This is a genomic window from Streptomyces sp. NPDC058401, assembly GCF_042722885.1.
Classification (GTDB): Bacteria; Actinomycetota; Actinomycetes; order Streptomycetales; family Streptomycetaceae; genus Streptomyces.
In genome coordinates this window covers 1-24,376 of record NZ_JBHXKA010000120.1, presented here as the reverse complement: position 1 = coordinate 24,376, position 24,376 = coordinate 1, and the positions used below count along the sequence as shown (strand labels likewise).

Annotated in this window: 19 protein-coding genes; 13 read left to right on the top strand and 6 right to left on the bottom strand. The window is 72.6% G+C overall.

The features are described from left to right. The first annotated feature begins 221 nt into the window (after positions 1-221). On the top strand, positions 222-1,304 hold the full coding sequence (locus ACFWNV_RS31615) for a DNA-3-methyladenine glycosylase family protein (RefSeq protein ID WP_383953680.1): 1,083 nt from the start codon (positions 222-224) through the stop codon (positions 1,302-1,304). A 27-nt stretch (positions 1,305-1,331) separates the two neighbouring features. Here ACFWNV_RS31615 and ACFWNV_RS31610 read toward each other — a convergent pair whose 3' ends face one another. The 3 genes from ACFWNV_RS31610 to ACFWNV_RS31600 are packed head-to-tail and all read right to left on the bottom strand — an operon-like array spanning position 1,332 to position 4,171. After that, the gene (locus ACFWNV_RS31610; RefSeq protein ID WP_383953678.1) at positions 1,332-2,639 is read right to left on the bottom strand and encodes a coenzyme F420-0:L-glutamate ligase; all 1,308 of its coding nucleotides are present in this window, start codon (positions 2,637-2,639) and stop codon (positions 1,332-1,334) included. Next, positions 2,636-3,595 (bottom strand): 2-phospho-L-lactate transferase, encoded by a 960-nt coding sequence (cofD, locus tag ACFWNV_RS31605; RefSeq protein WP_383953676.1) that lies wholly within the window; start codon positions 3,593-3,595, stop codon positions 2,636-2,638. The genes ACFWNV_RS31610 and cofD overlap by 4 nt, the downstream gene beginning before the upstream one ends. A 30-nt stretch (positions 3,596-3,625) precedes the next feature. After that, positions 3,626-4,171, bottom strand: coding sequence for a cysteine dioxygenase (locus ACFWNV_RS31600; RefSeq protein WP_383953674.1), 546 nt, complete (start codon positions 4,169-4,171; stop codon positions 3,626-3,628). A gap of 660 nt (positions 4,172-4,831) precedes the next feature. Here ACFWNV_RS31600 and ACFWNV_RS31595 point away from each other — a divergent pair. The 3 genes from ACFWNV_RS31595 to ACFWNV_RS31585 all read left to right on the top strand — a co-directional run bounded on the left by ACFWNV_RS31595 (position 4,832) and on the right by ACFWNV_RS31585 (position 10,672). Continuing rightward, positions 4,832-5,095, top strand: a complete 264-nt coding sequence (locus tag ACFWNV_RS31595; RefSeq protein ID WP_112450237.1) for a WhiB family transcriptional regulator — start codon at positions 4,832-4,834, stop codon at positions 5,093-5,095. 394 nt (positions 5,096-5,489) lie between these two features. Next, complete coding sequence (locus tag ACFWNV_RS31590; protein WP_383953672.1) at positions 5,490-9,185, top strand: glycosyltransferase family 2 protein; 3,696 nt, start codon at positions 5,490-5,492, stop codon at positions 9,183-9,185. Beyond that, positions 9,182-10,672 carry a DUF5719 family protein gene (locus tag ACFWNV_RS31585; protein ID WP_383953670.1) on the top strand — a complete coding sequence of 497 codons (1,491 nt, stop codon included), beginning with the start codon at positions 9,182-9,184 and terminating at the stop codon, positions 10,670-10,672. Before ACFWNV_RS31590 ends, ACFWNV_RS31585 begins: the two co-directional genes overlap by 4 nt. Positions 10,673-10,909: 237 nt before the next feature. Here the strand turns inward: ACFWNV_RS31585 and ACFWNV_RS31580 are convergent, their stop codons facing one another. Next, complete coding sequence (locus tag ACFWNV_RS31580; RefSeq protein ID WP_383953668.1) at positions 10,910-11,404, bottom strand: metallopeptidase family protein; 495 nt, start codon at positions 11,402-11,404, stop codon at positions 10,910-10,912. 114 nt (positions 11,405-11,518) lie between these two features. On the opposite strand from ACFWNV_RS31580, the gene ACFWNV_RS31575 reads away from it, so the two are divergent. The 6 genes from ACFWNV_RS31575 (at position 11,519) to ACFWNV_RS31550 (ending at position 17,244) form a co-directional block, all read left to right on the top strand. Further along, positions 11,519-11,893 carry a DUF3499 domain-containing protein gene (locus ACFWNV_RS31575; protein WP_383953666.1) on the top strand — a complete coding sequence of 125 codons (375 nt, stop codon included), beginning with the start codon at positions 11,519-11,521 and terminating at the stop codon, positions 11,891-11,893. 79 nt (positions 11,894-11,972) lie between these two features. Beyond that, positions 11,973-13,343, top strand: a complete 1,371-nt coding sequence (locus ACFWNV_RS31570) for a phosphomannomutase/phosphoglucomutase (protein ID WP_383953664.1) — start codon at positions 11,973-11,975, stop codon at positions 13,341-13,343. Positions 13,344-13,590: 247 nt separating this feature from the next. Next, positions 13,591-13,776 carry a Trm112 family protein gene (locus ACFWNV_RS31565; protein WP_383953662.1) on the top strand — a complete coding sequence of 62 codons (186 nt, stop codon included), beginning with the start codon at positions 13,591-13,593 and terminating at the stop codon, positions 13,774-13,776. 82 nt (positions 13,777-13,858) lie between these two features. Next, a complete protein-coding gene (locus tag ACFWNV_RS31560) occupies positions 13,859-14,992 on the top strand; it encodes an SIS domain-containing protein (RefSeq protein ID WP_383953661.1) in 1,134 nt (377 codons plus the stop codon). Positions 14,993-15,033: 41 nt separating this feature from the next. Continuing rightward, positions 15,034-16,206, top strand: a complete 1,173-nt coding sequence (gene manA / locus ACFWNV_RS31555; RefSeq protein WP_383953659.1) for a mannose-6-phosphate isomerase, class I — start codon at positions 15,034-15,036, stop codon at positions 16,204-16,206. Between the two features lie 93 nt (positions 16,207-16,299). Beyond that, positions 16,300-17,244: a cation diffusion facilitator family transporter gene (locus ACFWNV_RS31550; protein WP_383953657.1), complete on the top strand. Its 945-nt coding sequence runs from the start codon at positions 16,300-16,302 to the stop codon at positions 17,242-17,244. A 69-nt stretch (positions 17,245-17,313) separates the two neighbouring features. Here ACFWNV_RS31550 and ACFWNV_RS31545 read toward each other — a convergent pair whose 3' ends face one another. Beyond that, positions 17,314-19,416 (bottom strand): fructose-specific PTS transporter subunit EIIC, encoded by a 2,103-nt coding sequence (locus tag ACFWNV_RS31545; RefSeq protein WP_383953655.1) that lies wholly within the window; start codon positions 19,414-19,416, stop codon positions 17,314-17,316. 352 nt (positions 19,417-19,768) lie between these two features. On the opposite strand from ACFWNV_RS31545, the gene ahcY reads away from it, so the two are divergent. Further along, positions 19,769-21,220 (top strand): adenosylhomocysteinase, encoded by a 1,452-nt coding sequence (gene ahcY, locus ACFWNV_RS31540; protein WP_383953653.1) that lies wholly within the window; start codon positions 19,769-19,771, stop codon positions 21,218-21,220. Between the two features lie 97 nt (positions 21,221-21,317). Next, on the top strand, positions 21,318-21,938 hold the full coding sequence (locus ACFWNV_RS31535; RefSeq protein WP_383953651.1) for a hypothetical protein: 621 nt from the start codon (positions 21,318-21,320) through the stop codon (positions 21,936-21,938). Between the two features lie 6 nt (positions 21,939-21,944). Here the strand turns inward: ACFWNV_RS31535 and ACFWNV_RS31530 are convergent, their stop codons facing one another. Next, positions 21,945-22,862 carry an RDD family protein gene (locus ACFWNV_RS31530; protein WP_383953649.1) on the bottom strand — a complete coding sequence of 306 codons (918 nt, stop codon included), beginning with the start codon at positions 22,860-22,862 and terminating at the stop codon, positions 21,945-21,947. A gap of 115 nt (positions 22,863-22,977) precedes the next feature. Between ACFWNV_RS31530 and ACFWNV_RS31525 the strand changes: the two genes are divergently transcribed. Beyond that, on the top strand, positions 22,978-23,985 hold the full coding sequence (locus ACFWNV_RS31525; protein ID WP_383953647.1) for a stage II sporulation protein M: 1,008 nt from the start codon (positions 22,978-22,980) through the stop codon (positions 23,983-23,985). Positions 23,986-24,376 lie beyond the last annotated feature (391 nt).

Genomic DNA, 24,376 nt, shown 5'->3' with positions numbered 1-24,376 from the left:
TTCAGGTGCGGGTCGAGGCCGGCCAAATCCAGCCCCTCCGGCGTTTGAGGAGCGGGGTCTGGGGCGGAGCCCCAGGGGGGTCCGGGCGCAGCCCGGTACCCCTCAGCCCGTCCGGCGCTTGAGGACCGGGCTGCACTCCCCAGCCGGCGCGGGTCCGGGCAGCGCCCGGGGAACGGTGGAAGGGTGGGTAGGGGACAGCCCCGCAGGGCTACGCTCAAGGCATGGCCGGCCGCTACGACCCCCTCACCCGCACCGCGATCCGCGGCGGCCGCACCACGGTGCCCCCAGCCCCGGGCACGGGCACGGGCACAGCCCCCGGCACGGGCACGGCCACCGGCCCCAGCCCGGGCACCCGCACCCGCACCCGCACCCGCACCCGCACCTGGACCCCACCCACCCCCCTGGACCTGGGCCTCACCCTCGGCCCCCTCAGACGCGGCCCCGCCGACCCCACCTTCCGGGCCACCGCGGGAGCCGTCTGGCGCGCCACCCGTACCCCCGCCGGCCCGGCCACCCTCCGCGTCACGCGGGACGGCGCCGGGGCCGGGCCAGGGGTGACCGCCACTGCCTGGGGCCCCGGCGCCGACTGGATCCTCGACGGTCTGCCCGAGCTGCTCGGCTCCGCCGACGACCCCTCCGGCTTCGTCCCCCGGCACAGGCTCGTGCACGCCAGCCACCGCCGCCGCCCCGGCCTGCGGCTGACCCGTACCGGCCTGGTCCTGGAGTCCTTGATCCCGACGGTCCTGGAGCAGAAGGTCACCGCCGACGAGGCGTACCGCGCCTGGCGCCGCCTAGTACGCCAGTACGGCGAACCGGCCCCGGGCCCGGACCCGGGCCCGCACGAAAACGGGGCCCCGGACCTCTACGTCATGCCCGACCCCCGCACCTGGGCCCTCATCCCGTCCTGGGACTGGCACAAGGCCGGAGTCGACTCCAAACGCTCGGCCACCATCGTCCGGGCCGCCCGCCTCGCCGCCCGTCTGGAAGAGGCCGCGGCCATGGACCTGCCGGCGGCCACCGCCCGCCTGGAGGCGGTCCCGGGCATCGGCCCGTGGACCTCCGCGGAAACCCTCCAGCGCAGCAACGGCGCCCCCGACGCGGTCACCACCGGCGATCTCCACCTGCCCGGCATCATCGGCTACGCCCTGGCCGGGGACCGGGACGCCGACGACGCCGTCATGCTGGAGCTCCTCGCCCCCTACGCGGGCCAGCGCCACCGCGCCGCCCGCCTCGTCCTGCTGGCTGGCGGGGCCCCGCCCCGCCGGGCCCCCCGGATGCCCCGGGGTGACATCGGCAAGCTTTGAGGGAACGGCCCGGAAGGGTCACCGGACTCACCGGACCTCGATGAACTCCGCCGCCGCCCGCCCCGCCCGCTCGGCCGGAGCGACCGCGGCGTGCCCGACGGCCACCGCGCCCATCGGGTCCCAGTCCTCCGGGAGGCCGAGCACCTTGCGCACCACGTCCCGGCAGAACATCGTGGAGGACACCCACGCGGAGCCCAGCCGTTCCCCGGCCAGCGCGACCAGGAAGTTCTGTACGCCCGCGCCCATCGCCACGACGAACATCTCCCGCTCCGCCGCGTCCCGCCGCGCGTGCCCGTAGTCGTGGGCGCCGTCCGTGACCAGGCAGGGCACCACCAGGTAGGGCGCGGCCCGCAGGACGTCGCCCCGCCGGACCCGCTTGGCGATGGACTCCTCGGACTTCCCGTCCCGCCGCAGGTCCTCGATCCAGGCGTCGCGCATCGCGTCCAGCAGTTCCAGCCGCGCGCCCGCCGACTCCAGCAGGACGAACCGCCACGGCGTCGTGTGGTGCGGGGCGGGGGCCGTCACGGCCGCCGCCACCGCGCGGCGCACCGCGCCCGGGTCGACCGGCTCGGACGTGAAGGCCCGTACGGTACGCCGCTGCGTCACGGCTTCCCGTACCGCCTCCGAGGTGCCCAGCCGGAACATGTCGTCGGCCGGCGAGCGCACCAGGTCGGCCGCCGAGGAGCCCTCGCCCAGTACGTGCGCCAGCCCGCGGACCACCGCCACCGGCAGGCCCTCGGCCTTGCCCTTGACCAGGTCGCCGGCGGCGGCCAGCTCGTCGGCGGTCGCGACGACGGTCGCGCTCAGCGGGTTCCCGTGGGCGTCGGTGCCCCCGCGCAGGTCGTCCAGGACCCGTACGCCCGCGGCGCCGATCGCCACGTCGGTGAGCCCGGTGCGCCACGGCCGCCCGAAGGTGTCCGTCACGACGACGCCCACGTCCACGGAGAGCAGCTCCCGCAGACCGGCACGGATCGCGGCGGCCGAGGCGTCGGGGTCCTCGGGCAGCAGGAGGACGGTGCCGGCCTCGGTGTTCGAGGCGTCGACCCCGGCGGCCGCCATGACCAGGCCCTGCCGGTTCTCCACGATCCGCAGCGTCCCCCGGCGCGCGACGACCCGTACGGTCTCGGCGTCGATCGCCTCCTCGCGCGAATCGGCGCGGACGATCCGGCCCTCGGCCTTGGAGACGATCTTCGAGGTGACGAGCAGGACGTCGCCGTCGCGCAGCTCCGCTCCGGCGGCGGCCGCGATCAGCGCCGCCAGGTCGTCGCCCGGCCGCACCTCCGGGATCCCGCCGAGGGCCCGTACCTCGTACGAGGGCCCGTGCGGGGCGGTCACCGGGAGGCCTCCGCCAGTTCCAGCGCGGCCCGCGCCATCTCCGCCGTGGCGGCCAGGTCGCTCATCATCAGCGGGACCGCCCGGCAGGTGATGCCGGCGGCCTCCACCTCGGCGACGGCGTCCGCGTCGGCGGTGTCGACGAGCCAGCCGTCGAGCAGTTCGGTGCCGTAGTGCAGGGCGACGGCCGCGGCGGTGGATTCGACGCCGACGGCGGCCAGCACCTTGTCGGCCATCCCGCGTACGGGAGCGCCCCCGACGATGGGGGAGAGCCCCACGACGGGAGCCGTGGCGGCGGCCACGGCCTCGCGGATGCCGGGTACGGCGAGGATGGTCCCCACCGACACCACGGGGTTGGACGGCGGGAAGAGGATCACGTCGGCGGCCGCGATGGCCTCCAGGACCCCGGGCGCGGGTTTGGCCTGTTCGGCGCCCACGGGGACGACGGCCTCGGCGTCCACCGCGGCGCGCATGCGGACCCAGTACTCCTGGAAGTGGATGACCCGGCGCTCGCCGCTCTGCGAGTCGGTGATCGCGACGTGGGTCTCGACCCGGTCGTCGGACATGGGGAGCAGCCGGACCCCGGGCTGCCAGCGGTCGCAGAGGGCCTCGGTGACGGCGCTGAGCGGGTAGCCCGCACCGAGCATCTGGGTACGGACGATGTGGGTGGCGAAGTCGCGGTCGCCGAGGCCGAACCAGGTCGGTCCGACCCCGTACGCGGCGAGTTCCTCCTTGACGGTGAAGGACTCGTCGGTGCGGCCCCAGCCCTGGTCCTCGTTGATGCCACCGCCGAGGGTGTACATCACGGTGTCCAGGTCGGGGCAGACCTTGAGCCCGAACAGGTGAATGTCGTCACCGGTGTTGCCGATGACCGTGATGTCCGCGTCGGGAACCGCGGACTGGAGACCGCGGAGGAAACGGGCGCCGCCGATGCCGCCGGCCAGAACAACAATGCGCATGTGAGGCAGTCTGTCAGGCGGCCCGCGGTGCTAGACGGAGAGGGCCTCGGGCCGGGCCGGAGAGCAGCTGTGCATCGGCATCTCGGTCAGGCCGGGGAAGTACACGTGCAGGCTGACGGCCCCGTCGAGGCTGTCGTTCTGGACCTCGTGGGCGTAGCCGGGGGCGAAGACGCGCTGGGAGCCGGCGCCGAGGGCGAGCCGGCCGCGGGAGGTGTGCTCGGTGAGCTCGCCCTCCAGGACGGTCAGTACGCCGGAGGAGCCGCCGTGGTCGTGCAGGCCGCTGCCCTGGCCGGGGACCCAGCTGAGGAGCCAGACCTCGTAGCCGGGGCCGGTGCGCAGCCGGTGGTACCAGCGGCTCGTGGCGTCGTACTGGACCAGGTGCTCCCACTCGGAGCGGTCGGCGGCGATGGAACGCGCGAGGCCCACGAACTCGGCGACGGTGGCCGGGTGCTCGCGGGCGGGCTGCAGGAGGTGCTGGACGGAGAGGATGTCGCCGGCGATCTGGAGGTCGCTCTCGACCATCGGAGGGGCGATGGCCGTGGTGGGGGTGGTGTTCAGGGTGCTGGTGCTGTTCATCGGGGGGTTCCTCGACGGATGTCAGTCGTGCGGCGGTTGCTGTGGGGGGCGAGCTGGAGCTCTGGGGAGCCGGAGCTCCCGAGGCATCAACAGCTGCAACAGCAACAGCGAACCTGGGCAGCGCGCAGGAACCCACGAATGGGGGTCCAGGTGGCGGCTGAGGGCGCTGACATGGCTACAAGAAGACCCGGTAGAGGGTCGGACTGTCAACCCAATGTCCGATTTGGTAGAAAAGTTTCACCTCATCCGGTTACCGTGCCCGGAGAAAGGTTTGTGCAGTCGGTGCCAGGGGATGTGGCGCTGCAAGTCGCGTTGCAGTCCGCTGTGGCGGCTCTCAAACCCGCAAAGTCGTGCGATGTCGTTCTGTGGCTGAAATGTGATCTGCGCCGCTTCTTCGGCCGGATCGGAACCCCACCACAGAGTGACCCGTCGACTGCGGGGGAGGGGGTCTCGCCTGTGACACGTGTGGCATGTGTCACGATTTTTGGCGATATGAACACTTTCTGCATAGGCTTGGTTCCGCAGAGTGAATAAGGGGCCCAATAGCAGATCTCGGCTTGACTGCGCCGGAGCCCCGCACTTGTAATTTCACTCGTGTCGTTACGTAGCGATGAGTGACGGCATGACCACGGGGACGCACAGACAGAGCGAGGGGCGCACATGACCGAGCTGGTTCAGGAACTGCTGGTCGAGGAGGCGGACGAAGAGCTCGGATGGCAGGAGCGAGCTCTCTGCGCCCAGACCGACCCCGAGTCCTTCTTTCCCGAGAAGGGCGGCTCGACCCGCGAGGCCAAGAAGGTCTGCCTCGCCTGCGAGGTCCGCTCCGAATGCCTTGAGTACGCACTCGCCAACGACGAGCGATTCGGCATCTGGGGCGGCCTGTCCGAGCGCGAACGACGACGCCTGAAGAAGGCCGCCGTCTGAAGCGCCCTCGGCGCGCAGCGAACGGCGCCCACGGCAGGGCACCAGGTACCGCCCGCGGTACGGCCCACGACATATCCGACGACATATCCACCGGCAGAACCGACGGCATATCCACCAGCACGGCCGAGGGCACGTCCACCGGCAGAGCCGGAGGCATAGCCGCCCGTACACCCGGCCTCACGCACGGCAGCGGCCGAAGTGCACGCACCGGCACAAACCGCACTACCGCGAACGGCACGACCCGCACGGCAACGAGCAGAGCAAACGGTCCGCCTCCTGCACCTTCCCCGCAGGAGGCGGACCGCTGTGTTCCCAGCCGTTAGGGTGGGGCGCTGTCCAGCAGCCTCCGAGGGCACACCACCCCCGGACCCCCGGCCGGAGGGCCCGTACCGCGATGTCCCTGCACAGCCAGTCGAGCGCCTCCCACCAGGCTGCCGCCGCACCAGAGTTCCCCCGGCACGTCGTCACCGCCGTCCTCGTCGCCCACGACGGCGCCCGCTGGCTGCCCCGGACCCTCGCCGGACTCCTCGGCCAGGAACGCCCCGCCCAGAGCCACATCGCCGCCGACACCGGCAGCGCCGACGACTCCGCGCGCCTGCTCGGCGAGGCCCTCGGCGAAGACCGGGTCCTGCACCTCGCCCGCCGCACCGGCTTCGGCGCCGCCGTCGACGAAGCCGCCCGCACCGCCGGCACGCTGACCCCCGAGGAACTCCCGTACCTCAAGCGCCCCTCCGGCTGGGACCCCGTCAGCCGCACCTGGCGCGACGAGACGTACGACCTCCCCGACCTGCCCCACGGCGAACCCGTCCAGTGGCTCTGGCTGCTCCACGACGACTGCGCACCCGAGCCCGACGCCCTCGCCGAACTGCTGCGCGTAGCCGACGAGAACCCCGAGGCCGCCGTCATCGGCCCCAAGCTGCGCGGCTGGTACGACAAGAAGCAGCTCCTCGAAGTCGGCGTCACCATCGCCCGCAGCGGCCGCCGCTGGACCGGCCTCGACCGGCGCGAACAGGACCAGGGCCAGCACGACCAGGTCCAGCCCGTCCTCTCCGTCTCCAGCGCCGGCATGCTGATCCGCCGCGACGTGTACGACGCCCTCGGCGGCTTCGACCGCCGACTGCCCCTCATGCGCGACGACGTCGACCTGTGCTGGCGCGTCCAGAGCGCCGGCCACGCCGTCCTCGTCGCCCCCGAAGCCGTCCTGCGGCACGCCGAGGCCTCCGCCCGCGAACGCCGCACCGTCGACTGCGTCGGCCGCTCCGCAGCCAGCCCGCACCGCGTCGACAAGGCCGGCGCCGTCTACACGATGCTGGCCAACAGCCCCGGCCGCGCCCTCCCGTACGTCCTGCTGCGCATCCTCTTCGGCACCGTCCTGCGCACCCTCGCCTACCTCGTCGGCAAGGCCCCCGGACAGGCCGTCGACGAGATCACCGGCCTCCTCGCCACCCTGCTCCGCCCCGGCCGGATCCTCGGAGCCCGCCGCCGCAGGGGCCGCGCGGCCGTCCCCGCCAAGGAACTGCGCCCCCTGTTCCCGCCGCCCGGCGCCAGCCTGCGCGCCAACGCCGAACAGCTCGCCGGCTACTTCGGCGCCGACGGCGAAGCCGAGAGCAGCGCCGCCGGCCGGCACGGCGGAGCCGTCGAATCGGGACCCGGCGGGGACGACGCCGATTACCTGGAGATCGAACAGTTCGCGCGCCTCAAGCGGATCGCCCGCAAGCCCGCGCCCGTCCTCTTCGCCCTCCTCCTGCTCGTCTCCGTCATCGCCTGCCGCTCCCTCCTCGGCGGGGGCTCCCTCATGGGCGGAGCCCTGCTCCCCGCCCCCGACGGCGGACTCGACCTCTGGCGCGTCTACGGCGACGACTGGCAGCCCGTCGGCACCGGCACCACCGCCGGAGCACCGCCCTACCTCGCCGTCCTCGGCGCCCTCTCCACCCTGCTCCTCGGCTCCACCAACGCCGCCCTGACCCTGCTGCTCGTCTGCTCGGTCCCGCTCGCCGGACTCACCGCCTACTTCGCCTCCCGGCCGCTGGTGGAATCCCGGCTGCTGCGCGCCTGGGCCGCCGTCGCCTACGCCTTCCTCCCCGCCGTCACCGGAGCCCTCGCCGGCGGCCGCCTCGGCACCGCCGTCCTCGCGATCCTGCTCCCGCTCATCGCCCGCTCCGCCATCACCGCCTTCGGCTGCGGCGAAGGGGAGGGCAGCTGGCGCTCCGCCTGGACCTACACCCTCCTGCTGACCCTGGCCACCGCCTTCACCCCCGTCGTCTGGCCGCTCGCCGCCCTCCTCGGCACCGCTGCGCTGGTCCTGCGCCGCGCGCGCTGGAAGACGTACGGGCCCCGCCTCCTCGCGACGCTCGGCGTCCCCCTCCTCGTCCTCGCCCCCTGGTCGCTGAGCCTGCTCACCCACCCGGCGAACCTCCTGCGCGAGGCCGGACTGCCCTACGGAGCCGGCTCGGCCACCGCCCTGGACCTGCTCGGCATCAGCCCCGGCGGCCCCCGCACCGCGGGCGGCCTGATCCTCCTCGGCGTCGTCCTCGCCGCCCTGGCCGCCCTGCTGCGCACCGACCGGCAGTTCGCCGTACGCACCGCCTGGGCCACCGCGCTCGCCGCGCTCGTGCTCGCCGTCCTCGTCAACCGCACCACCTGGGCCGGCCCCGCCACCCTCGTCTACGGACTCGCCCTGCTGGCCGCCGCCGTCATCGGCGCCGACGGGGCCAAGGAACGCGTCGCCGCCCGCAGCTTCGGCTGGCGCCAGCCCCTCGCCGCCCTGATCGCGCTCGCCGCCGCCGTCGGCCCGCTCGCCGGCGCGGCCGGCTGGATGCTCAGCGGAGCCGCCGGACCGCTGGAGCGCCGCGACCCCGTCCAGGTCCCCGCCTTCGTCGCCGAGGAGAGCGGCACCCGCGACCAGGCCCGCACCCTCGTCATCGGCGCTGACTCCCCGGCCGCCCTCTCGTACAGCCTGGTCCGCGGCTCCGGCGGCCGCCTCGGCGACTCCGAACTCGCCGACCGGGCCGGCAGCGACACCCGCCTCGACAAGGTCGTCTCCAGCCTCGTCGCCGGCTCCGGCGCCGACCAGACCGACCAGCTCGGCGGCTTCGCCATCCGCTACGTCCTGGTCCGCGACGGCGCCCCCCAGGAGATCGGCCGCGTCCTCGACGCCACCCCGGGCCTCAGCCGCCTCAGCAAGCTCGAAGGCAGCGCCCTGTGGCGCGTCGACCGGCAGGTCGCCCGCGCCGTCATCGTCTCCGGCAAGCCCGGAGAGGCGCCCATCCCCGTCGTTTCCGGTCCCGTCGAAGCGCACACCAAGATCCCGGCCGGCGAGGCCGGACGCGTCCTGCGGATCGCCGACCGGGCCGACCCGGGCTGGCAGGCCACCCTCGACGGCAAGCCGCTCAAGGCCAAGACGCTCGACGGCTGGGCGCAGGGCTTCGAGCTCCCCGCGGACGCCGGCGAGCTCGACCTCGTCCACGAGGACGCCCTCACCCGGACCGCCTGGCACTGGGCCCAGGGCCTGCTCGCCCTGGTGCTCCTGGTGATGGCCCTGCCGGGCCGCCGCGCCCGCCTCGACGACGACCTGCCCGAGGAGGAGGCCCCCGCCGAGGAGGCCGGCGAAGGCCGCCGGGCCCGCCGCCTGCGCGAGCAGTCCGAGCAGTCGGAGCAGTCCGAGCAGGAAACCCCCTCCGGATCCGCCCCCGCCGAGGCGGCCGTCGCGGCCGACCCGTACGCGCAGATCCCGGCGCAGCCGGTGTACGGCGAGGACGCGTACGCCTACCAGCAGCAGCCGTACGGAGACCAGAGCGGCTACGCCTACGGCGGCCAGGACCAGCAGCAGCCGCCGCAGCAGCAGTACGACCAGTACCCGTACGAGCAGCAGCAGTACACCGGTGGCGGCCAGCCGGGCACGCAGTACGAGCAGCCGTACCAGCCCCACCCCGGCTACGACCAGCCGTACCAGCCCTACCAGCAGCACTCCGAGCCCCAAGAAGGCTCCGACACGTACGACACGTACGACGCGTACGACACCTTCGGCCAGCACGACGGTCAGCAGGGCGGGCAGCACGCCCCGCGTCCGGACGGGAGCCCCCAGCAGTGAAGCAGCTCGTACCCCTCACGCTGGCCGCCGTCACGGCCGCCCTGGCCGCCGTCACCGGCATCGCCACCCTCACCGCACCGGCCGCCGACGGGGCCTCCACGGCCGCGCAGGGCAAGCCGGCGGCCCGGATGCCGGTCGAGCGGTCCCTGCTGGTGTGCCCCGCCCCCAGCACCTCCGACATCGCCGAGACCCTCTACACGGCGATCACCCCGGGCGCGGCCGCCCCCGGAGCCAAGGGCACGGCCCGGCTGCTGGGCGCGACCAAGGAAGCCAAGCCCGTCCTGGAACTCAAGGAGCCCGGCAAGCCCGTGGGCGCCAAGGCCTCCGGCGCCGAGGCCCCCGCGCTCAGCGGGGTCGCCGACGGGTTCCTCGCCCCCGGCTGGAGCGCGCAGCAGACCACCGTGGTCTCCGTCGGCCGTACGCGCGGCCTGCTCGGCGTCGGCTGCACCGCGCCCGGCACCGACTTCTGGTTCCCCGGCGTGAGCACCGCCAAGGGCCGCGAGGACTACGTCCACCTCACCAACCCCGACGACACCGCGGCCGTGGTGGACATCAAGCTGTTCGGCCCGGACGGCACGGTCAAGGCCGAAGCGGGCACCAGCGAGAACATCCGCATCGACCCGAAGTCCAGCAAGGCCATCTCCCTGGCCTCCCTCGCCCCCGGCGCCCAGCTCGCCGACGTCACCGCCCACGTGACCACCCGCGCGGGCCGGGTCGGCGCCACCGCCCAGGCGGGCGAGGAGGGCGTCGGCGCCGACTGGCTGCCCGCCTCCGTGGACCCGGCGGGCACCCTGGTCCTGCCCGGTATCCCGGCGGACGCCACCTCCGTACGGCTCGTCGCCTTCGCCCCCGGCGAGGAGGACGCGGACCTCGCGGTGAAGCTGGCCGGGCCGACCGGCTCGATCAGCCCCGCGGGCAGCGAGCAGATCCACGTCAAGGCCGGCATGACCGCGAGCCTCGACCTCAAGGACGTCACCCGGGGCGAGGCCGGCTCCCTGGTCCTCTCCCCGGCCGACCCCAAGAAGCCCGTCGTCCCGGTGGTCGCCGCCCTACGGGTGGTCCGCGGCACCGGAGCCAAGCAGGAGACCGCCTTCATCCAGGCGGCCGCCCCCGTCGGCACGCGGGCGACCGTCGCGGACAACCGCCCCGAGGAGAACGCCACCCTCCTGTCCCTCACGGCCCCGCCCGGAGCCGACGCGAAGGTCAAGGTCACGGCGTCCCCGGGCACGGACGGCGGCGAACCCGCCTCCCAGGAGGTCACGGTCAAGGGCGGCACCACACAAACCCTGACCCTCGCCCCGGCCGGCGGCAAGGGCGCCTACGCCCTCACGGTGGAAACCCTCTCCGGCGGCCCCGTGTACGCCTCCCGCACCCTGACGATCCCCCGAGACGGCATCCCGATGTTCACCACCCAGACCCTCTCGGACGACCACTCCACGGTCTCAGTCCCCAAGGCCACCCAAAACCTCACGGTCCTGACCCAGTAACCGGCACTCCAGCCGTCCGGCGCTTGAGGACCGGGGTCTGGGGCGGAGCCCCAGGTTCTTTCAGCCCCGCCGGCGTTTGAGGCGCGGGTCCGGGCAGAGCCCGGGGAACGGTGGAAGGGCGGGTAGGGGACAGCCCCGCAGGGCCACCCCCCGCACCGCCGCCGCGGCCGGTCCGCCCCGGGGCCGCAGCCAGGGGCCAGGGGCCAGGGGCCAGGCCCCGGGCCACACCCCCCGGACCTAGTCCGACCCGTACCGCGGATCCACCGTCTCGGGCGACAGCCCAAGCAGCTCCGCAACCTGCTCCACCACGATCTCGTGCACCAGCATCGCCCGCTCGTCCCGAGACTTCGCCCGAATCTCCACGGGCCGCCGGAACACCACGATCCGCGCGGGCCGCCCACCCCCGGCCTCGGCCAACGCCCCGAGCGGCACCGCCTCGTCGTTCCACCCGGCCTCCGCGCCCCCCGGCGCCCCCGGCACGTCGCCGATCATGAATTCCACGTCGGCCAGCTGCGGCCAGCGCCGTTCCAGCCGCTCCACGGAGTCCCGTACGAGGTCTCCGAAGAGCTCGCTGCGGCTCGCCGACAGCGGTACCTGGGGAGGGGCCACCGGCCCGCGCATCCCGCGCCCGTGCCGGTCGCGCCGCCGCGCCCGTGGCTCACCGGCGGGGGACCCGCCGGGCAGGGAGGCGGCCGGGGGCACGGGAGGGGGAGGCAGAGTGCTGTCCGTCACCCCCGCAGCGTAGCCCGCACATCCGCACCGGGGCGGGAGAGATCGGACGACACGGGGGAGCGGCCGGGGGCGAGTCGTCGCGGCCCGGTCAAGAGTGCGGTACCGTCCAACGTCGTGAGCCCTGTACGTCGCTGTTCGCGCACCGCGTGCGGCCGCCCTGCCGTCGCGACTCTGACGTACGTCTACGCCGATTCGACCGCAGTTCTCGGCCCGCTCGCCACCTACGCCGAACCCCACTGCTACGACCTCTGCGCCGAGCACTCGGAGCGCCTGACCGCCCCGCGCGGCTGGGACGTCGTACGCCTCACCGACGGGTCGGCGCCCTCGCGTCCCACTGGTGACGACCTGGAAGCCCTGGCGAACGCCGTCCGCGAGGCGGCCCGTCCGCCGGAGCGCGCGGCCGGTGCGGGCGGCCCTGGTCAGGGCGGCCCCGGTACCGGGGAGACCCGCCGCGGACACCTTCGCGTCCTTCGTTCGCCGGATTCCTGACATTGCGTTGAGCTGAAAAGCCGCACTGCGTCCACGGTAGGTTTGCTTCACCGCACATCACCTTTACGGAGGGCAGGCAGTGGCCACCGATCTTTCGAACATCGTCAAGGCGTACGACGTACGAGGCGTCGTGCCCGACGAGTGGGACGAGCACCTGGCCGAACTGTTCGGTGCCGCCTTCGTCGAGGTGACCGGTGCTCCGGCCATCGTCATCGGCCACGACATGCGGCCCTCCTCCCCGGCCCTGTCCGCGGCCTTCGCCCGCGGCGCGGCCGCCCGCGGAGTCGACGTCACCCTCATCGGGCTGTGCTCCACCGACCAGCTGTACTACGCCTCCGGCAAGCTGGACCTGCCCGGCGCGATGTTCACCGCCTCGCACAACCCGGCGCAGTACAACGGCATCAAGCTCTGCCGGGCCGGCGCCGCCCCGGTCGGCCAGGACACCGGCCTCTCCACGATCCGCGAGCTCGCCGAGAAGTGGAGCGACGAGGGTGCCCCGGCGATCCCCGCCGGCACCGTCCCGGGCACCGTCACCGAGCAGGACACTCTCACCGGCTACGCCGACCACCTGAAGGGTCTGGTCGACCTCACGGCCGCCCGCCCGCTCAAGGTGGTCGTCGACGCGGGCAACGGCATGGGCGGGCACACCGTCCCCACCGTCTTCACGGGCCTGCCGCTGGACGTGGTCCCCATGTACTTCGAGCTGGACGGGACCTTCCCCAACCACGAGGCCAACCCCCTCGACCCGAAGAACATCGTCGACCTCCAGGCCCGCGTGCTGTCCGAGGGCGCCGACCTCGGCATCGCCTTCGACGGCGACGCCGACCGCTGCTTCATCGTCGACGAGCGCGGCCAGGGCGTCTCCCCGTCCGCGATCACCGCCCTGGTCGCGGCCCGCGAACTGGCCCGCAACGGCGGCACCGGCACCGTGATCCACAACCTGATCACCTCCTGGTCCGTGCCCGAGGTCGTCCGCGAGAACGGCGGCACCCCCGTCCGCACCCGCGTCGGCCACTCCTTCATCAAGGAGGAGATGGCCAAGTCCGGCGCCATCTTCGGCGGCGAGCACTCGGCGCACTACTACTTCAAGGACTTCTGGAACGCGGACACGGGCATGCTCGCCGCGCTCCACGTCCTGGCGGCCCTCGGCGGCCAGGACGGCCCCCTCTCGGCCCTGGTCTCCTCCTACGACCGCTACGCGGGCTCCGGCGAGATCAACTCGACCGTCGCCGACCAGGCCGGCCGCCTCGCCGCCGTCAAGGAGACCTACGGAGCCGTCGAGGGCGTCACCCTCGACGAACTGGACGGCCTCACCGCGACCGCCGCCGACTGGTGGTTCAACGTCCGCGCCTCCAACACCGAGCCCCTCCTCCGCCTGAACGTGGAAGCCCGCGACGAACCCACCCTCGCCAAGATCCGCGACGAGGTCCTGTCCCTCATCCGCGCCTGACAAATCCAGCCCCGCCGGCGTTTGAGGCGCGGGGCCTGGGGCGGAGCCCCAGCAGCGGACCCGCACCCGATCCCCGCCCGCACCGCCGAGCCGCGCACCACCGAGCCGCGCACCGCCGAGCCACACCGCCGAGCCGCCCCCCCCGGTCCCAGTGGAGCACCAGCTCCACCCCGCTCCACCCCTCACCGGAGGCGACTCGGCGGTAGGCTGACCTGGCCCGATCCACATCCCCGAAGGGAACCACCCCATGCCGCTCGAAGCCGGCCTGCTGGAGATCCTCGCCTGCCCCGCCTGCCACTCGCCCCTGGACGACAAGTCGGCAGACGAGACCACCCCCGAGCTGATCTGCACCGGCCAGGACTGCGGTCTGGCCTACCCGGTCCGCGACGGCATCCCGGTGCTCCTCGTCGACGAGGCACGCCGCCCCGCCTGAGCCTCCTACCGCCACCGCGCGCAAAAGCCGAGACTGGTTCCGTCCCCCACAGGTTCCGTCACAGACATAGCCGGAGGCCGCCATGCTCGACGAGTCACTCCTCGACGCACCTGACGATCTCGCCCGCGCCGACCGCCGCGGCCTGCTCCGCGGCGCCGCCGACGCAGGCGCACGGGTACGCACCGCGGCCCGGCACGCCGCCGAGGCAGGCCTCGCCGATCTGCGCCCCGACGGCCGCCCCCGCGCGGTCCTCATCGCCGGGCCCGGCACCGCCGCCACCGGGGTCGCCGACCTGCTCGGCGCGCTCGCCGGAGCCTCCGCGCCCGTCATCCGGCTGCACCCGACCGGCGTCGCGCACGCCGCCGGGGCCCTGCGCTGGACCCTGCCCGGCTGGGTCGGTCCCGTCGACCTGCTGCTCATCGCCACCACCGACGGAACCGAGCCCGGCCTCGCGGTCCTCTCCGAGCAGGCCTACCGGCGCGGCTGCACCGTCGTCGCCGTCGCCCCCGAGCGCTCGCCGCTGAGCGAGGCGGTGGACGGCGCGCACGGGCTCCTCGTACCGATGGCCAAGGCCCCGTACCAGGAGTACGACGAGTCGGCCGCGGCCGGCCCCGGCGCCCTCTGGGCCCTGCTGACCCCGCTGCTGGTGCTCCTCGACCGGGTCGGCCTGATCAGCGCCGCCCCGGACACCCTGCAGCTCGTCGCCGACCGGCTCGACCGCACGGCGGAACGCTGCGGCCCCGCGATCGTCACCTACTCCAACCCGGCCAAGACCCTCGCCTCCGAGCTCGCCGACTCCCTCCCGCTCATCTGGAGCGAGGGCGCCGCCGCCGGACCCGCGGGGCGCCGCTTCGCCGCCACCCTCGCCGAACTCGCCGGCCGGCCCGCACTCGCCGCCGATCTTCCCGAGGCCCTGCCGGCCCACGGGGTCCTGCTCGCCGGCGATTTCGCCGCCGGCGCCGACCCCGACGACTTCTTCCGCGACCGAGTGGAAGAACCGCAGGCCCTTCGCGCACGCATCGTCCTGTTGCGCGACAGGCCCGCAGGCGGACTGACAGCCGCCCCTGCCGCACGAGAGCTCGCCCTCAGCCACGACACGGCCATCAGCGAGCTCGAACCGGAGGAGGGCACAGAGCTGGAACAGCTCGCCGAACTCCTCGCCGTCACGGATTTCGCCACCGCCTACCTGGCGTTGGCCTCCGGGGGACACAGCTGAGGCGCACGCACGCGCGCGCCTCTCACCCAGGAAGACGACCGATGGACCGCCTCACTAACACGATCCGCCCCTACGCCTGGGGATCGATCACCTTGATCCCCGAGCTCATCGGAGTCGCCCCCACCGGCGAACCCCAGGCCGAGATGTGGATGGGCGCCCACCCCGGCGCCCCCTCCCGCCTCGACCGCGGAGCAGGCGAGAGCGCCCTCTCGGACGTCATCGCGGCCGACCCCGAAGGCGAACTGGGAGTCGCAGCCGTCCGCAAGTTCGGCCCGAGGCTCCCTTTCCTCTTCAAGCTCCTCGCCGCCGGCGCCCCGCTCTCCCTCCAGGTACACCCCGACCTCGCCCAGGCGAAGGCCGGGTTCGAGGACGAGGAACGCCGCGGCGTCCCGATCGACGCACCGCACCGCAACTACAAGGACGCCAACCACAAGCCCGAGCTGGTCTGCGCCCTCACCCCCTTCGAGGGCCTGTCCGGGTTCCGCCCGCCGCTGGAGGCCGCCGCGCTGCTGGAGGGCCTCGGCGTCAACTCCCTGAAGCCCTACGTCGACCTCCTGCGGGCGCACCCCGAGGAGGCGGCCCTGCGCGAGGTGCTCACCGCCGTCCTGACCGCCGACCGCGCCGAGATGGCCCGTACGGTCACCGAGGCCGCGGCCGCCGCCGAGCGGCTCGCAGGCCCGTACGCCCCGTACGCCGGACTCGTCCACCACTACCCCGGCGACCCGGGCGTCATCGCCGCGATGCTCCTCAACCACGTGCAACTCCAGCCCGGCGAAGCCATGTTCCTCGGCGCCGGCATCCCGCACGCCTACCTCGACGGCCTCGGCGTGGAACTCATGGCCAACTCCGACAACGTGCTGCGCTGCGGGCTCACCCCCAAGCACGTCGACGTGCCCGAGCTGCTCAAGGTCGTCCTCTTCGAGCCCGGCGACCCCGGCATCCTGCGCCCGGAGGGCAACGGCGAGGAGGTCTACGAGACCCCCATCGACGAGTTCCGGCTCTCCCGCTTCGTCCTGGCCCCCGGCGGCGCCCCCCGGGTGCTCCCCGACACCACCGCGCAGATCCTGCTGTGCACGGCGGGCTCCCCGAAGGCGAACTCCCCGAAGTCCGGTGAACTCGGGCTGGCACCCGGCGAATCGGTCTTCGTACCGGCCGGTGAGAAGGTCGAACTGTCCGGAACCGGCACGGTCTTCCGTGCCACCGTGGTGGTCTGACGTACCGTCCCTCTCGGTGGCTGTGAGAATCTGCGGCCGTAGCGCGGCGTCCCGGCCCGGGGCGCCGCACCGAGGAAGGGACACATCGCAACCATGAGCGCGTCGGGCGGTACCAAGGCGATCGTGGCGGCACTCGCCGCCAATCTGGCCATCGCGGTGGCCAAGTTCGTGGCCTTCGTCTTCAGTGGCTCGTCGTCGATGCTCGCGGAAAGCGTCCACTCACTGGCGGACTCCGGAAACCAGGGCCTGCTCCTGCTGGGCGGCAAGAAGGCCCAGCGCGAGGCGACTCCGGAACACCCCTTCGGATACGGGCGCGAGCGCTACATCTACGCCTTCCTCGTCTCCATCGTGCTGTTCACCGTCGGTGGCATGTTCGCCATCTACGAGGGCTACGAGAAGATCCACGACCCGCACGAGATCACCCACTGGTACTGGCCGGTCGGCGTCCTCTTCTTCGCGATCCTCGCGGAGTCCTTCTCCTTCCGCACCGCGATCAAGGAGTCGAACGAGATCCGCGGCAGCCTCACCTGGGGCCAGTTCATCAAGCGCGCCAAGGCCCCCGAGCTCCCCGTGGTCCTCCTCGAAGACCTCGGCGCCCTCATCGGCCTGGTCCTCGCCCTCGCCGGCGTCGGCATCGCCCTGCTGACCGGCAACGGCGTCTGGGACGGCATCGGCACCCTGTGCATCGGCGTCCTGCTCATCATCATCGCCGTCGTGCTCGCCGCCGAGACCAAGTCCCTGCTGCTCGGCGAGGCCGCCGGCACCGAGGACGTCGAGAAGATCAAGGCCGCCGTCGTCGACGGCGACGTGGTCACCGGCATCATCCACATGCGCACCCTGCACCTCGGCCCCGAGGAGCTCCTGGTCGCCGCGAAGATCGCCGTGCAGAGCGACGACACGGCGACGGAGGTGGCCCGTGCCATCAACGCCGCCGAGGCCCGCATCCGCGAGGCCGTCCCGATCGCCCGCGTGATCTACCTGGAGCCGGACATCTACAACGCCGAAGCCGCCGCCAAGGGCACCAACCCGGGCATCTGACACAAAGCCCTCGGGCCCCGTACCGCCGAGGCGGTACGGGGCCCGAGGGCGTTCACGGGAGCCGGGCGGCTACTGGATCTCGCGCAGCACGTCGAGGATCTCGGGCTTGCCGGGCGCGGTCTGCAGGCGCTCGCGGAAGCCGGTGTCCATCAGCTTGCGCGACAGCAGCGCCAGGATCCGCAGGTGCTCGTCCCCGGCCGCGGCCTCCGGTACGGAGATCATGAAGACCAGCCGGGCCTTCGTCCCGTCCAGCGCGCCCCACTCGATGCCCTCGTCGGACCGGGCGAAGCCCACCGTCGGGCGGGTCACCGCGTCCGTCTTGGCGTGCGGGATGGCGATGGACTCGCCGAGGCCGGTCGTCCCCTGCGCCTCCCGGGCCAGGGCGACCCGTACGAGCTCGTCCACGTCGGTGACGTTGCCGGTGGTGGCCAGCATCTCCGCCATCTCGCGGATCGCCGCCTCCTTGGAGCCGGAGGACAGCTCCGTCTTCACGGTCTGCCCGGTGAGGTACCCGGACAGCACCTCGGGCGGCCCGCCCGCGGCCACCGGAGCCGCGGCCGCGGGCTGCGCCCGTACGGCCGTCGCGACACCCGCGCCCGCACCCGCGGCGGAGGCCGCGACGGCGCCCGCACCGCCACCGCCGGCGCCCACGGGGGCACCCGCACCGACCAGGGCCGGCTCGGGCGGGAGGACCGCGGACCCGCCGCCGATCACGCCTTCGCGGCGCAGCTTGAACTCGATCAGGGCGTTCGTCGTCAGCGCGGTCACGACCGCACCGGCGGCGATGGCCACGAAGAACATCGCGACACCGCTGATCGCACCGAACAGCGAGACGATCGGACCGCCGTGCGGTACGGAGTCCTGGACCCCGGCCACACCGGCGATCGCACCGGCCACCGCGCCGCCGAGCATGTTCGCGGGGATGACCTGGGCGGGCCGGGCCGCCGCGAAGGGGATCGCTCCTTCGGAGATGCCGAAGAAGCCCATGAACAGGGCGGCGAGGCCGGTTTCCTTCTCCTCGTCGCTGTAGAGCTTGCGGCGCAGCAGTGTGGCCAGGCCCTGGCCGAGCGGCATGACGGGGATGGCCGCGGCGGCCATGCCCATGACGTGGTTGTTGGTGCCGATGAGACCGACGGCCACGAGGAAGGCGGTCTTGTTGACCGGACCGCCCATGTCGAAGGCGATCATCAGGCCGATGATGGTGCCCAGCAGGATCGCGCTGGAGCCGGTCATCCCGTTCAGCCAGTCGGTCAGGTGCGTGAAGATCCAGGAGATCGGCTGCCCGATCACGTAGATGTAGAACAGGCCCAGCGCCACGGTCGACACGATCGGGATCACGATGATCGGCATGATCGGCTGGATGACCTTGGGGACCTTCACCTTCTTGATCCACATGACCAGGTAGCCCGCGATGAAGCCCGTCGCGATGGCGCCCAGGAAGCCCGCGTTCGCATCGGCCCCGTAGATGTGCACGGCGTCCGCGGCCAGGAAGCCGCCGATCATGCCGGGTACGAGGGCCGGCCGGTCGCCCAGTGCGTAGGCGATGTAGCCGGAGAAGATCGGCAGCATCAGGGAGAAGCCGGTCACGCCGAGCTTGTTGACGTAGAACCAGAAGGTCCCGTCGGGGATGACCAGGCCGCCCTTGGCGTCCGCGTGCCCGCCGAGGGACAGGGACACGGCCAGCAGCAGACCGCCCACGACCACGAACGGGATCATGTGGGAGACGCCGTTCATCAGCGCCTTGTAGGCCTGACTGCGCTGGTGGCCGCCACCGCCGGCGCCGCCGCTGCCCGCCGCTGCCGTGGTTCCCGCCTGCACCGGCGCGCTCTGTGCGCGCTGGATCAGCTCCTCCGGCTTGTGGATGCCGTCCGCGACGCCCGTGGACAGCACCCGCTTGCCGGCGAACCGGTCCAGGTCGACTTCCTTGTCCGCGGCGATGATCACGGCGTCCGCTTCCCTGACATCGTTGTCAGAGAGCACGTTCTCGGCCCCGATCGAGCCTTGGGTCTCCACCCTGATCGAGACGCCGAGGCGGTCACCGGCCTGCTGGAGCTTCTCCGCGGCCATGTACGTGTGCGCGATACCGGTGGGGCACGCGGTAACGGCGACGATCTTCACGGGCTTGCGCCCGCCCGCGCCCCCGCCTTCGGGAGGGCCTGCCGGACTGGTCACTGGAATCTCCTCACGACACATGTTGTCCTGCGGGATCGCGCGTACAAACCCGACCCAACGGCATCGTCGCGCATGTAAGGGCGTGATCAAAAGTCCGAAAGGCCCCTAAAACTCCGCCAGAGGCCCTGAACCCCGGCCGAGACTTGCCCACAAGTCGCCTGGGCCGCGCTCCGCCGATCGGTGTAGCTTGGTCATCAGTGTCAGGCGTCGCTGCTGATGGCGGTCGGGCGGTCTTCGGACCGGCCGAGGGGAGAGAGGACCCCCGACGGACTGAGCGCCATGTGCGTCGTCCCGCGGACGGTGCACGGCTCAGCCGTACCCACCTCTCTACAGCACGAGGAGCAGCACCCACATGACTGCCGCATTCACCGACTTCAAGGTCGCGGACCTCTCCCTCGCCGTCTTCGGACGCAAGGAGATCACCCTCGCCGAGCACGAGATGCCCGGTCTCATGTCGATCCGCCGGGAGTACGCGGCCACCCAGCCGCTCGCCGGCGCCCGCGTCACCGGCTCCCTGCACATGACGGTCCAGACCGCCGTCCTCATCGAGACCCTCGTCGCCCTCGGCGCCGACGTCCGCTGGGCCTCCTGCAACATCTTCTCCACCCAGGACCACGCGGCCGCCGCCATCGCGGTCGGCCCGAACGGCACCGCGGAGAACCCGCAGGGCGTCCCCGTCTTCGCCTGGAAGGGCGAGACGCTGGAAGAGTACTGGTGGTGCACGGAGCAGGCGCTGACCTGGCCGAACACCCCCACCGGCGGCCCGAACATGATCCTCGACGACGGTGGCGACGCCACCCTCCTCGTCCACAAGGGCGTCGAGTTCGAGAAGATCGGCTCCGCTCCGGACCCGTCGACGGCGGACTCCGAGGAGTACGCCAACATCCTGACCCTCCTCAACCGCACCCTGGGCGAGGCCCCGCAGAAGTGGACGCAGCTCGCGTCCGAGATCCGCGGCGTCACCGAGGAGACCACCACCGGTGTCCACCGCCTCTACGAGATGATGTCCGAGGGCACCCTGCTCTTCCCGGCCATCAACGTGAACGACGCCGTCACCAAGTCGAAGTTCGACAACAAGTACGGCTGCCGCCACTCCCTCATCGACGGCATCAACCGCGCCACCGACGTCCTCATCGGCGGCAAGACCGCCGTGGTCTTCGGCTACGGCGACGTCGGCAAGGGCTGCGCTGAGTCCCTCCGCGGCCAGGGCGCGCGCGTCATCATCACCGAGATCGACCCGATCTGCGCCCTCCAGGCGGCCATGGACGGCTACCAGGTCGCGACCCTGGACGACGTCGTCGAGACGGCCGACATCTTCATCACGACCACGGGCAACAAGGACATCATCATGGCCGCCGACATGGCCAAGATGAAGCACCAGGCCATCGTGGGCAACATCGGCCACTTCGACAACGAGATCGACATGGCCGGTCTCGCGAAGATCGAGGGCATCGTCAAGGACGAGGTCAAGCCCCAGGTCCACACCTGGAAGTTCCTCGACGGCAAGGTCCTCATCGTCCTGTCCGAAGGCCGCCTCCTGAACCTGGGCAACGCCACCGGTCACCCGTCCTTCGTGATGTCGAACTCCTTCGCGGACCAGACCCTGGCCCAGATCGAGCTCTTCACCAAGCCGGCCGAGTACCCCACCGACGTCTACGTGCTCCCCAAGCACCTCGACGAGAAGGTGGCCCGCCTCCACCTCGCCGCCCTCGGCGTCCGCCTGACCACCCTGCGCCCGGAGCAGGCCGCCTACATCGGCGTGGACGTCGCGGGCCCGTACAAGCCGGACCACTACCGCTACTGATCCCCACGGATCCGCAGCACCCACGCGTCAGGTCAGGCCCCCGGCATCCGTGCCGGGGGCCTGCCCCGTACCCGCCCGAAGCCCAGGAAGACGCCCCATGCCCCGCGGCCGCTACGCGCTCCACGACCCGCACGACCACACCCCCCTCGGCGAGGAGCACTTCCACTGCGCCCCGGGCCCCTCAGGCTGGCGCTACGTCTCCCAGCTCACCGCGCCCGACGGTGCGCACCGCGGCTCCGTCGACCTGGCCGTCGACGAACTGGGCCGCCCCATCCGCCTGGAGGTCAACGCCTCCAGCTGGCAGGTGCGCGGCGCCGCCATCGACGGGATCACCTGGGTCCGCACCGACCCCGCCGGAGCCGAGGCCACCGAGGGCAACGTCCCCGGGGCCGCCGGCTTCACCGGCACCTCCCCGGCCTTCCTCGTCGCCACGGCCCGGCTGCTGCGCCTGGCCCCCGGCGCCCCCGCCACCCGGGTCCGCCTCGTCGCCCTGACCGACCCCGTCCTGGCTGCCCGTACGACCGACCAGGCCTGGGCCCTCCTGGACCGCGCCGAGCACCCCACGGACAGCGGCCCGCTCCTGGTCGACGAGTACCGGGTCACCGCCCTGGACACCGGCGAGGTCCACACGGTCCACATCGCCGGGGACGTGGTCCTCTCGGCCCCCGGCATCGAACTCGAACACCTGGAAACCCCGCCCTCGGCCTTCCCCGAGTAGCGCAGGCTAGGCGGGCGGCGCGAACCCGGTCGCCCGCGGCGGCTCCACGGGTACGGCCACGGGTACGGGTACGGCCGCCACCGGCACCACGGGAGCCGCGACGGGCGCCGCCACCGTCGGCATCACCACCGGCGCGGGCTGTCCGTAGGGAACGGGAGCCGCCCCGGGAACGGGCTGCGGCCGGAAGGCCCGCGCGGCGTCCCGCGACTGCCGCTCGTGCACCACGGCCATCAGGAACGCGGCGGCAGGCACCCCGACCGGCGGCGGAGCCCCCGTACGCGCCACCAGATCGTCCGCGAGCCGGGCCGCCATCGAGGCGCCCACCTGCGGATCCAGCTGGTCCATGCGCGTCAGGTACTGCCGGATCGCCAGCCACAGCCCGTCCGGCACCGCGGACAGATCCAGCCCGCCGAACCGCCCGGCCAGCCACGGCGGCGGCGGGGGCACCGGCATCACCCGCGCCCCCGGGACCCGCTCCCGGATGACCAGCGTCCCCGCGAACACGTCCCCGAGCCGCCGCCCCCGCTCGGAGAACAGCGAGGCGATGCAGGCCACGGACCCGAAGGTCATCAGCAGTTCGAAGACCCCGAAGGCCCCGCGCACCAGCGCGTGCCGGAAGCGGATCGGCCCGCCGTCGTCGCGCACCACGCGCAGTCCGCAGGCGACCTTGCCCAGCGACCGCCCGTGGCTCAGCGTCTCCACCGCGATCGGCACACCGACCAGGACGAGGACGAAGGAGGCCACCGACACGGCCGCCCGGGCCGCCCCGTCCAGGGAGGCGGTGGCCAGGACCAGCCCGACGGATATCAGCACGTACCCGGTCACGTACACGACCAGGTCGAGCAGAATCGCCAGTGCCCGGCTCGGCAGCCTCGCCGGCCGCAGCCCCAGGACGACCGCGTCCCCCGTCACCAGATCGCTCACCGACGCACACCCTTCACCCGACCTGCCCCGCCCCATCGGCCTCCAGTCTGCCAAGCTGACGAAGCAAGCAGTAGGAGAAACCGGCAGGCACCAGGGGCAGGGGAGCGCCAACCGCATGGATCTCGACGTCTTCGTTGCGGCCCACCAGGCCGAGTGGGCCCGCCTGGAACAGCTCCTGGGCCGGGGCCGCCGGCTCACGGGAGCCGAGGCCGACGAGCTCGTCGCGCTCTACCAGCGCACGGCCACCCATCTCTCCCTCGTCCAGTCCAGCACCCCGGACCCGATGCTCACGGGCCGCCTGACCCAGCTCGTCGCCCGCGCCCGCGCCACGGTGACCGGCACCCGCCGCTCCGGCTGGCGCGACGCGGCCCGCTTCTTCACCGCGGGCTTCCCGGCCGCCGTCTACCTCAGCCGCCGCTGGTGGATACCCACGGCACTGATCTCCACGGCCGTGGGCGTGCTCGTCGGCTGGTGGATAGCCACCCACCCGGAGATCCAGAACGCCATCGGCGCTCCGGAGGACCTGAAGGCGATGACGAAGCCGGGCGGCGGGTACGAGACCTACTACTCCAGCCACCCCGCGGCCTCCTTCGCGGCCCAGGTCTGGACGAACAACGCCCAGGCGACCGCGATCTGCCTGGTCCTGGGCGGCTTCCTGGGCCTGCCGGTGCTGTTCATCCTGTGGCAGAACATGCTGAACCTGGGCGTCGGCATCGGCCTGATGTCCTCGGCCGACCGCCTGGACGTCTTCCTCGGCCTGATCCTCCCGCACGGCCTCCTGGAACTGACCGCCGTCTTCGTGGCCGCCGGTACGGGCCTGCGCCTGGGCTGGACGGTCATCGACCCCGGCCACCGCACCCGCCGCGTGGCCCTGGCCGAACAGGGCCGCGCCGCCCTCGGCATGGCCATCGGCCTGGCGGCGGTCCTCTTCCTCTCGGGCCTGATCGAAGGCTTCGTCACCCCCTCCGGCCTGCCCACATGGGCCCGCATCAGCATCGGCGTGGCCGCCGAGGCCGCCTTCCTCCTCTACGTCTACGTCCTGGGCGGCCGCGCCGCCCGGGCCGGCGACGTGGGCGACGTGGAGGCGGCCGACCGGACGGCGACGCTCCCTACCGCCGCCTGATGTGCGTACGACCATGCTGAGCTGCTAGTCTCCTCGTCGTCCCGCAAACACCGTTGACACGGAGGCTGCGGGGAGGTAGATTCGAACGGTTGCCTCGAACTGGACAAGTTCGGCAGCGATGGTTTAAAGTCTTTCTCGCCCCCCAGGAATTGAATTCCAAGTGGGCACACCCAACTCTTCATTCAGGAAACCGAAGCCGGGAAATCCGGTGGAAATCTTCTGATAGAGTCGGACTCGCCGGAAAGGGAAAACGCGAAAGCGAATGACCCGGAAGGCGGAAAACAAGCGAGACAGACTCTGATAGAGTCTGAAACGCAAGAACAGAACAGAACGAAGCCCGGAGGAAAGCCCGAGAGGGTGAGTACAAAGGAAGCGTCCGTTCCTTGAGAAC

What these genes read in the sequence shown, in the direction of transcription:
- cofD (WP_383953676.1), bottom strand. Translation starts at nt 3,595, where the DNA reads ATGCGCATTGTTGTTCTGGCCGGCGGCATCGGCGGCGCCCGTTTCCTC.
- ACFWNV_RS31535 (WP_383953651.1), top strand. Translation starts at nt 21,318, where the DNA reads ATGCCCCGCGGCCGCTACGCGCTCCACGACCCGCACGACCACACCCCC.
- ACFWNV_RS31595 (WP_112450237.1), top strand. Translation starts at nt 4,832, where the DNA reads ATGACCGAGCTGGTTCAGGAACTGCTGGTCGAGGAGGCGGACGAAGAG.
- ACFWNV_RS31525 (WP_383953647.1), top strand. Translation starts at nt 22,978, where the DNA reads ATGGATCTCGACGTCTTCGTTGCGGCCCACCAGGCCGAGTGGGCCCGC.
- manA (WP_383953659.1), top strand. Translation starts at nt 15,034, where the DNA reads ATGGACCGCCTCACTAACACGATCCGCCCCTACGCCTGGGGATCGATC.
- ACFWNV_RS31565 (WP_383953662.1), top strand. Translation starts at nt 13,591, where the DNA reads ATGCCGCTCGAAGCCGGCCTGCTGGAGATCCTCGCCTGCCCCGCCTGC.
- ahcY (WP_383953653.1), top strand. Translation starts at nt 19,769, where the DNA reads ATGACTGCCGCATTCACCGACTTCAAGGTCGCGGACCTCTCCCTCGCC.
- ACFWNV_RS31600 (WP_383953674.1), bottom strand. Translation starts at nt 4,171, where the DNA reads ATGAACAGCACCAGCACCCTGAACACCACCCCCACCACGGCCATCGCC.
- ACFWNV_RS31615 (WP_383953680.1), top strand. Translation starts at nt 222, where the DNA reads ATGGCCGGCCGCTACGACCCCCTCACCCGCACCGCGATCCGCGGCGGC.
- ACFWNV_RS31550 (WP_383953657.1), top strand. Translation starts at nt 16,300, where the DNA reads ATGAGCGCGTCGGGCGGTACCAAGGCGATCGTGGCGGCACTCGCCGCC.
- ACFWNV_RS31590 (WP_383953672.1), top strand. Translation starts at nt 5,490, where the DNA reads ATGTCCCTGCACAGCCAGTCGAGCGCCTCCCACCAGGCTGCCGCCGCA.
- ACFWNV_RS31560 (WP_383953661.1), top strand. Translation starts at nt 13,859, where the DNA reads ATGCTCGACGAGTCACTCCTCGACGCACCTGACGATCTCGCCCGCGCC.